The 7,512-nt window shown below is 49.2% G+C and carries 8 protein-coding genes; all 8 read left to right on the top strand.

Annotation, left to right across the window (positions count from 1 at the left end):
- Positions 1 to 788: hypothetical protein (locus tag QUB30_RS32470; RefSeq protein ID WP_333342270.1), on the top strand; the 788-nt coding region annotated here is incomplete at its 5' end.
- Positions 789 to 981: 193 nt separating this feature from the next.
- A complete protein-coding gene (locus tag QUB30_RS32465; protein ID WP_333342268.1) occupies positions 982 to 1,320 on the top strand; it encodes a hypothetical protein in 339 nt (112 codons plus the stop codon).
- Entirely contained in the window at positions 1,321 to 1,839 is a 519-nt protein-coding gene (locus QUB30_RS32460) for a hypothetical protein (protein ID WP_333342266.1), read from the top strand.
- Entirely contained in the window at positions 1,839 to 2,060 is a 222-nt protein-coding gene (locus QUB30_RS32455; RefSeq protein WP_333342265.1) for a hypothetical protein, read from the top strand. The genes QUB30_RS32460 and QUB30_RS32455 overlap by 1 nt, the downstream gene beginning before the upstream one ends.
- Positions 2,060 to 2,323, top strand: a complete 264-nt coding sequence (locus tag QUB30_RS32450; RefSeq protein WP_333342263.1) for a hypothetical protein — start codon at positions 2,060 to 2,062, stop codon at positions 2,321 to 2,323. Before QUB30_RS32455 ends, QUB30_RS32450 begins: the two co-directional genes overlap by 1 nt.
- Complete coding sequence (locus QUB30_RS32445) at positions 2,314 to 2,874, top strand: hypothetical protein (RefSeq protein ID WP_333342261.1); 561 nt, start codon at positions 2,314 to 2,316, stop codon at positions 2,872 to 2,874. Before QUB30_RS32450 ends, QUB30_RS32445 begins: the two co-directional genes overlap by 10 nt.
- A gap of 1,076 nt (positions 2,875 to 3,950) precedes the next feature.
- The gene (locus QUB30_RS32440; RefSeq protein ID WP_333342259.1) at positions 3,951 to 6,860 is read left to right on the top strand and encodes a DUF3987 domain-containing protein; all 2,910 of its coding nucleotides are present in this window, start codon (positions 3,951 to 3,953) and stop codon (positions 6,858 to 6,860) included.
- Positions 6,861 to 7,025: 165 nt separating this feature from the next.
- Entirely contained in the window at positions 7,026 to 7,205 is a 180-nt protein-coding gene (locus QUB30_RS32435) for a hypothetical protein (protein WP_333342258.1), read from the top strand.
- Positions 7,206 to 7,512 lie beyond the last annotated feature (307 nt).

Here is a 7,512-nt window from a genome sequence, read left to right as displayed (position 1 = left end):
TAGATTCTCCCAAGGGTGCGGCGTGGTTGGAGTCGATTGGCTCTTTCAGATATGAACCAACAGGAGACGGCAAAGCCTACACAGTTCGCAAAGAAGGTAAGAGCGGTGAATACTGGTACGGTTGCAGAAAAGTTGCAGGAAAGGTACGCAAGAAATATATCGGCAAGTCCTCAGAAGTAAGCATCGCAAAGCTTGAGGAGATTGCAGAAGCGTTAGAAGTACCCACGGAACCACGAGTTAAGCAGGTTGCAGAAGTCCTACAGGTTGTAGAAGTTGCAGAAGGAGTTGCACAAGATAGGCTGACAGCGTTAGAGGTGCAGGTAGCTGAATTGTTGAAAGCTGTTAAATGCTTACAGGAGGCACTGCCGGGAAAGTCCGAGTCGGGTGATTCTCTAAAGTTGCCCAAGATTGATAACGAGGTTGTAGAGCGGTTGCAGAATGAATTAGGCAACCTGAAGGCAGAGAATGAGAAATTACAAGCTGACTATGCTGCGCTTCTAAAATCCAGTACCGATGTGACTAATAAGTTGAGAGAAGAAGTGCGATCGCAACTTGCGACCGAGCGTGCCGATCGGGAGGAAGTCGAGCGCCAACTCTCCGACCGGGAAACAGAAATTGTAGAATTGCGATCGGAACTTTCCAACCGGGAAACAGAACCAGCTCCTGCCAGCGACTTGTTCGGCAAGGTAAGCGAGCTGGCAAGCCTCTTCAAGACTCTGCTACCCAAAAAGACAAAGTTACCCGCAGGCGCGATATCGGAAATTGAGAAGATTCTGAAGGGAAGTTAGGAAGTTACCGCCCGGGTTAACTTCGGGGTTTCCCTCACAACAGAATTTCCAGCTACCCATTGACAAGGAAGCAGAACTAAACGATCGTAAATAGTTAAGGAAGATTGATGCGCGACTGACAAGCGATTGGACCCGCTAGCCAAGTCACGGCTTCCCCGACGATGACCTTACCAGCGACGGAGCAAAATTTATCATGGCACAGAAACCGCCCCAACTCGACGGGCGTTCAAACTTCTTTTTGGGTAACGATGCCCTAAAGCTTGACTCGCTTAAACGGACGGCGGAACAGTTAGGGCTTGCTCCCTACGCTTCACTTTATGGTGATAGGCGCTGTAAATCCACATGGGTAAAGCTTTTAGGTGAGACTGATTTACACCCGCTTGAGCCTCGCTACACAGAGAAATCTCAACCAATTAACGTCAAATTTGCGATCGCACTCTTTCTAGGTGCGGTCATTTTGCTATTTCTACTCAAACCTTTGCACAGTAAGGTTTTTCCGATTCAAGTAACGATTCAACTTGGAGCAAAATAAATGTCTCTACAGCTTCGACTATTCGGCGGCAGTCAAGACGCTGCTGGAAAACTAGCCAGCAGTGGCAATGACGGTGGACACGCCATTGATAAAGCAACTGTACTGAAGGCGACATCCCCTGACGCTCTCAGCCCGATGAATCCCGGTAATTTTGCCTCTGGGGAGCGCTCTGTACCAATCGTGCCAGCACCTCGCTACTTCGATAAAGAGGAAGCGGCAGCGATGAAAACCCTCGCAACCGAGAAAGAGAAAGGTGTGAAATACGCAAAAAAGGCTTACACCGCTTTGGAGCGGATTGAAGTAGCTGACACGAAGGTACACCGCCGCCACCGCAAATATGAGCGAGTGCTGGCTACCAATGAACTGCAAAAAGTAACCTCTAATGCTGGACTGGCTAAGCACTTGCACGGTTTACGACCAGGCTATGCAAAAGCAGGGGTTGGCATTGACAAAGCCGACAACAAAGCGAGAACTGCGATCGACGCCATCAAAGCCCAACTCACGGGAGGCGCAAGCTGATGGAATATATGTGGCTTGCTGGCAACAAAAAAGAGGTAAAGGAAGCTATAGAAGCCTTAAGGGCTAACGGTTTCACCTTTCAAGCTGCCCACTTTGCGGAAATAAGCAATTCCCCCTTTGGGAAGGGCCGCGTCTCTTATACTCTGGAGAATTTCCGCCCTCCCGCCGTGTCAACTCCCCAGCCTCGCCCGTGGGATGCAGTGCTAGGAGGGAAGAAATAATGAGAGCGGCAAGCTTGGCAAACTATTTTATTGCCGGGTGCGCCGCTTCCTCCCTTCTGGGATGGATAGCGAGTTTGCATCCGATGTCGTTCCGAGCGATCACATTTTTGGCAGCAGCAAGCTTCATTCTTTGGGGCTTGTGCTGGCTGCTGGATTTCTCTGTGAGTTCATGGCTCAAGATTCCCGTGGCTACCTTGCAGGCTTTATTGGTGGCAACACTGGCGATGGCTGTCATCGGCGCGGGGGTACTTCTATGCAGCTAAAAATGTGGGTACTCACTGGCGCTGCTGTTGCCCTGTGGTTGGCTCCATTGGTTGCCCTCGATAAGCGCATCGGCTGGCACAAATCTATACAGGGGCTGTCGCTGTGCGGCGCTGTTGCCTGTGCGATCGGTAGCGGAAATATCGCCCGCAAATTGGCGGATGAGGCAGAGATTGAAGCGCTGAAACTCAGGGCGGTAAAGGCTGATGTGGAGGATGAAATCGCTACGGAAGTCTATGTGAGTCGCACTCAACGGCAGCAGGAAGCTGAGGCAATTTTAGCTTCCCCTGGGGAAGGCATTGAAGAAATGCGGGAGCGGTTGGAAGCCTTGTATGAGCCTGAATCTGAAGAAGTGGAAGTGGCACTCGCTACCACTACCGACGCTTCCTTAGAGCTAGCTAAAGCGCTCTATGAGGAAGTGAAGGAAGCGAGGGGAGCGGGTAAGGCTAACACCTGGATTATTGAGAATATTCTCAAGATGAAGGGGCGCAAATTTGCCGAGGGCAAGGCAAAACTTCAGAGTCTGCTTAACCAATTTGAGGCGAGCGAGTGACGCAAAAAAAGAGGGTAAATTTCGGGGGAAAATGCAACCCCCGAAACGCCCTCAAATTAAGGCTTTACGAACCTATATTAAAAATTCAGACCTATAGGTCTGTAAGGCTACTGCATCTTACTGAAAATTAGCGACTTGGAGTGCTTGTAAGCGAGCTTGTGTTTAGACCGATTTCTATCAGAATGCGATCGACCCAAACTGGGCAATTTCGGAGGGGGCAAAAGCGCTCAAATAGGGTGTGCTTTTTCCTTATATTAAAAATTCAACCCTATAGGGTTGTAAGGATATTGGTCCCTACTGAAACGCAGCCCTCGCAGGGCTTCTGAGTTCCTAGGTTTTACGGTGCGCCCTGGAGTCTGTAAGAAATACTGCAATCTAGGCTTTTAAAGAATAGTTGAAGTGGTGGCTAAGCCTTGCCAGGTAAAGAAACCAGCGCATTTGGTAAACATTTTCATTTGTTATTGCATTCTATTAAAAATACTAGGGTTACTATTGGTAGTTATGAATCAGTGGATGAGGCGAAAACTCAAGTATGCGACAAGAAAACTGGCACCCCAACCGGCCGCCGGAGTTGTCCGTATGCTCAATGAGCGACTGCGAGGCTGTAAGACCAGAGCTGAGGTGGAGGAGAAAAAGCTTGAAATGCTCCTTGAGTTAATCCGTGACTCTGCGGGAAGTAGAATTTCACGGGCAGAGCGGAAGAATTTTATGAAACTTCTCTCGCACCTGGTGGATATCTGGGCTTTGATGAGCCTTGTAATAAGATTTCGCCCCCGTTTCCTCTGTCTCCGTTTGATACCTACGCACCTTCGCATTCCTGCGCCTCGAATAGAGGTACTTCAGCCGTTGGCTGGCCGTGCACCGCCAGTGGCTGAAATTTTCATCCCTATTCCACATAAGACCGAAATGGGTAGCTGTGCTCGCAGCGACCTAGCCGTGGCCGCTTATTGATTTAAGCGGCACGGTACCCCATGCTTATTCAATGTCCAAATTTTTACTCACCAAAAAACCGCTGCTTCTGATTGGTACCCAGACTCTGCAGCGGCTCTTTGATTAACTCGCCCAAAGGAGGGCTTATGACTACATCCTACCCCACAGGGGCAAGCTCTGCATCGCGTTTTTCTACTTCATCCAAGTCGAATCCCTGCCCGGTCTGTGGCCGCACCAAAGACCGAGACTGTCGCATCAGCCAAGATGGAAGGCTAGTTCTTTGCCATCAGAACTTTAACAACACAAAGACCAAGCAGCCTGACCTGTGGCACTTTAATGGCGAAACCTCTGACGCTCGCTGTGGAGAATACCTCCTCAAAGACATAACCGAGAAATCAATCCGCCCCAAAGATTTCCGCACCTGGGAATATCCAGCCCGCGACGGTTCACGGCTGGTGCGCGTTTGTCGTGAGGATGACGGGGAAGGCAACAAGAAAGTCTGGCAAGAACGCTGGGACAAAGACAAAAAACGTTGGCTACCCGGCTTAGGCAAGGATGTTGCCCGTGCTAGCATCCCGATTTATCGCTATGCCGAAGTAAGAGAGGCGATCGCAAAAGGTGAATACATTCACGTGGCTGAGGGCGAACCTTGCGCTGATTTATTTTGGAAACTTGGACTACCTGCGACTACTAATATCGGTGGCGGTGGCAAGTTTACGTTAACCGACAGCATGGACTTGCAAGGTGCAGAGCTTGTTGTAATAGTCCCAGATAGAGATAAGAAGGGGATTGAACACGCCGAAAAAGTTGCTCAACACTTCCCAGGAGCACCTTGGCTATACCCGTTCCCGGCATCCAAAGTTTGGGAAAATTTACCTGACGACCACGGGTTAGATGTTGCCGATTGGATCGAACACGAGAAACTTTCAGCGGACGACCTAAGAGCCGCGATCGGAGAGAAGAAAACTTTTAACGCTCCGTCGCAGGAAGCAGCAAAAGTCTTGAAGCACCCCAAGTTTGAAGTTTCCGACATTTCAAACATGAAGCAGGAAATTCGGGAGCTAGTTGGACAAAATTTAAAACGCTCCGACCTGACAATTGCGATCGCAACTCTTTCTCAGAAATATAGAAGGCAACACCAGGAAGTGCGATCGCTCTATCTAGAACTAGAGGAAGAGTTAGAGCAAGAGGCTCAATCGCATGACACAAGGGTTGGAGTAGAGCAACTACTCGCGTCAAAAGCTGCAAGTGTCAAGCTTTCAGAGATTTTCCCGGAATCTTTGGCCGCTCCGATCGAGATAGTAGCTCAACGGATGAATCTTAAACCTGAGTGTTATGCGTTAGCCCTAATTTGTGGGGGTTCAAGATTCATAAAGAATGGCAGCAGCACAATGCTTGTGGAGGAATGGAACAGGTATCGCTGTCGGACTGCTGGCTACTTCGGTGCTCTTATCGCTGAGTCTAGTCAAATGAAGACTCCGGTGCTAAACGCCATGATTACAGACCCGCTGGCAATGATGCGGCAGAAGTATCAAGCGAAGTTTGAGGCCGAGAAGAAAGCATACACAGAAGAACTTGAGCGATGGAAAAACAGCAAAGACGAGAACAAGGGCCCCATGCCTGATGCACCTGTAGAGAAAGTCATCTATATCACCAAGGCTACTTGGGAGGGGATAGCCGGCATGGTAGGTCGAAGCCCCAGTCAAGGGATACTTTGGCTCTCCGACGAACTAGCAGGATTTTTCAATTCAGCAAACCAGTACCGAGGAGGCAAAGGGAGCGACAAGGAGGACTTACTTGAAGCTTGGAGCGGCAATGGTGCGGTGGTAGCGCGCGCGGCTGGCACTACGGTCAATGTTGGGGCAGTATCGCTGTCTATCTATGGAAATATTCAGCCAAAGGTTTTAGAACCATTCCTCGGCGACGGTAGCGACAATAACGGAACCTTTGCTCGGTTCGATTTTGTACAACAGCCCCCGGCGCTAACCCAGATAACTTTGGGATTGCCCTCTATAGACATAACTCCAATGCTGCAAGCACTCTACGAAAAGATAGACGCTACCCCGGTGATGGAGTTCGAGCTAGACGAGGCTGCTAAAAAGTTGTTCGTTGACTATTACAACCACTGCCAGCGCGTAAAGTTCGATCATCCCAACCAAGGAATGCGGGCAATGCTTGGCAAGGCTGCTGAAAAGGTTGGCCGCGTTGCCACCATATTGCACTGCATCCATGCCGCTCATTTAGGGGTTGAGGTTTCCCACAAAATTCCCGTCCACCAGGTAGCGGCCGCTATCAAGTGGGTGGAATATACAACGCAGCAAGCTTTGAGCATCAATCTAGAGGTTTCCAGCCCCGACGCACTTGAGAGCAACTTGGTAAAGATAATCGCGCTGGCAGAGCAGAAAGGGGGTTCTGTAACAGTAAGAGAGGTTTTGCAGAGCTTTAATCCCAAGTACCGCCCTACCTCACAGAAAATCCGAGAATGGCTTGCAGAATTAGAAGCGATGAAGTACGGAAGTATTACGCAAAAAGGGAGTAGTATTTCGTTTTCTCTTACACAAACGTCCACACTGTCCACACCCAATCAAAACGCTTACTCCATAAGCATTACAAGTGTGGACTCGGACGTACACACAACGTCCACAACGTCCACAATGTCCACTCAAAACCTCTCTGTTTCAGGCATTAGTGTGGACAAGTGTGGACGTGGTGTGGACTATAACGTCCACACCCTTAAATCCAATGTAAATAAAGGTTCTAGCCTTAGTGTGGACAGTGTGGACGTTTTTACACCTTGCCTTGAAAATTCTCAACCCTCAAATTCACCACATACTACAGCACCTAGTACGTCAAACTCTGCGGTCAAGCCCAGGACTTTTGAGATAGGTGATCGAGTTGTGGTCAAGGATGTCGGCGGCATTTATCAGGGGGCAAGAGGTGAGGTTGTGGACAATATCTACAGCCGAGCTGGTACTAGCTACCTGATCAGATTTGATAAGTCCGTCAAAAACGTCCAGCAATTTGAGTTTGAGGCTTACGACCTGATGAAGCTGTAGCAGTTGCGGGTGGGGTTGGTATTTATAAATCCAGTTATCAATACCTAACTTCACTCTGTAACCTCAATTTGCGCCAGAGGAACTGTGCCAGGGTGTACCAGTTTGAGGATCTGACTACTGTGCCACTTTCTGGCTGCTGTTGTGCCAATAGCTAAAATAGAGGGAATGTTGATTTTTAAAGCAATGAGTAAGGATGCTAACGCCGTCAAACTTCAAACAGCAGTGCAGCCCGCTTCCCTGGAATTCCTGCGGATTGAAAGTGTAAGGCGCGGCATGACTATGGGGCAGGTGATTGATGAATGGGTGCAATCTCGTAGCGCCGCTATATCAGAAAGCACTTCCTAATTGATACGGTGAGATATGCCGATTTCGGTACGGTGGAGCAAGGCTCCTGGGCTGCGAAGTCTGGGAGCTTTTGTGATACGCTTAAAATTCTTTTCTGCAACCCTTGACAGTTGCTTAAAAGTTGCTTAGAGTGGTTGCAGAAGTAATTAAGCAACCGAGTAAGCAACCTATGACAATTCCATCGGTGATGCAAGGATTGATAGAGACAGAGGACGGCAAGGTATTCGAGTTAGATTCTCCCAAGGGTGCGGCGTGGTTGGAGTCGATTGGCTCTTTCAGATATGAACCAACAGGAGACGGCAAAGCC

Source organism: Microcoleus sp. BROC3 (assembly GCF_036702515.1).
Classification (GTDB): Bacteria; Cyanobacteriota; Cyanobacteriia; order Cyanobacteriales; family Microcoleaceae; genus Microcoleus.
Note: the sequence above shows the minus strand (reverse complement) of the source record. Positions and strands in the feature narration are given on the sequence as shown.

Bases quoted from the DNA above. Each gene is read 5' to 3' on its own strand.
- QUB30_RS32455 (WP_333342265.1), top strand. From the start codon at position 1,839: ATGGAATATATGTGGCTTGCTGGCAACAAAAAAGAGGTAAAGGAAGCT.
- QUB30_RS32440 (WP_333342259.1), top strand. From the start codon at position 3,951: ATGACTACATCCTACCCCACAGGGGCAAGCTCTGCATCGCGTTTTTCT.
- QUB30_RS32465 (WP_333342268.1), top strand. From the start codon at position 982: ATGGCACAGAAACCGCCCCAACTCGACGGGCGTTCAAACTTCTTTTTG.
- QUB30_RS32445 (WP_333342261.1), top strand. From the start codon at position 2,314: ATGCAGCTAAAAATGTGGGTACTCACTGGCGCTGCTGTTGCCCTGTGG.
- QUB30_RS32450 (WP_333342263.1), top strand. From the start codon at position 2,060: ATGAGAGCGGCAAGCTTGGCAAACTATTTTATTGCCGGGTGCGCCGCT.
- QUB30_RS32435 (WP_333342258.1), top strand. From the start codon at position 7,026: ATGTTGATTTTTAAAGCAATGAGTAAGGATGCTAACGCCGTCAAACTT.
- QUB30_RS32460 (WP_333342266.1), top strand. From the start codon at position 1,321: ATGTCTCTACAGCTTCGACTATTCGGCGGCAGTCAAGACGCTGCTGGA.